The organism is Micromonospora sp. I033 (assembly GCF_053890995.1).
Map to the genome: position 1 here is coordinate 1 of NZ_JBSSLX010000384.1, position 658 is coordinate 658.

The following is a 658-nucleotide window of genomic DNA, read 5'->3' on the forward strand; positions in this document are numbered from 1 at the left end:
ATGATGCCGGAGGCGATCCGCAGGCCGGTGCCGGAGAGGCCGTCGTCCGGCAGCGAGTAGCCGGTGAAGCCGGCCAGGAAGCCGACCCAGAACAGCAGCGAGCCGATGATCCAGTTCGTCTCACGCGGCTTGCGGAAGGCGCCGGTGAAGAAGACCCGGAGCATGTGCACCACGATCGCGGCCATGAACAGCAGCGCCGCCCAGTGGTGCATCTGCCGCATGATCAGACCGCCCCGGACGTCGAACGACAGGTCCAGGCTGGAGGCGTACGCGGCCGACATCGGGGTGCCCCGCAGCGGGGCGTAGCTGCCGTCGTAGACCACCTCGGTCATCGACGGCTCGAAGAAGAAGGTCAGGAAGACACCGGTCAGCAGCAGGACGATGAACGAGAAGAGCGCGATCTCGCCCAGCAGGAAGGACCAGTGGTCCGGGAAGACCTTGTTCAGCAGCTTGCGCAGCGGGGTGGCCGCCTGGAAGCGGTCGTCCAGCGCTCCGGCGGTCTTGGCCGGCAGCGCGGCCGCATCAAACTTTCGGCGCTTCATGGCCGCTCCCAGAAGTCGGGACCGATGGTTTCGGTGTAGTCGGACTTCGCCACGAAGAAGCCCTCCTCGTCCACCTCGATCGGCAGCTGGGGCAGCGGCCGGTTCGCCGGGCCGAA

General features: G+C 67.2%; 1 protein-coding gene and 1 pseudogene. Both read right to left on the minus strand.

The genetic code is table 11. The annotated features are described in order from the left end of the window. Positions 1 to 542, minus strand: a 542-nt coding sequence (locus tag ACW0Q9_RS30365; protein WP_456187177.1) for a cytochrome b, incomplete at its 3' end; no start/stop codon positions are given. After that, positions 539 to 658: pseudogene (locus ACW0Q9_RS30370) on the minus strand ((2Fe-2S)-binding protein); the annotation flags it as partial. The pseudogene ACW0Q9_RS30370 and the gene ACW0Q9_RS30365, both read right to left, overlap by 4 nt.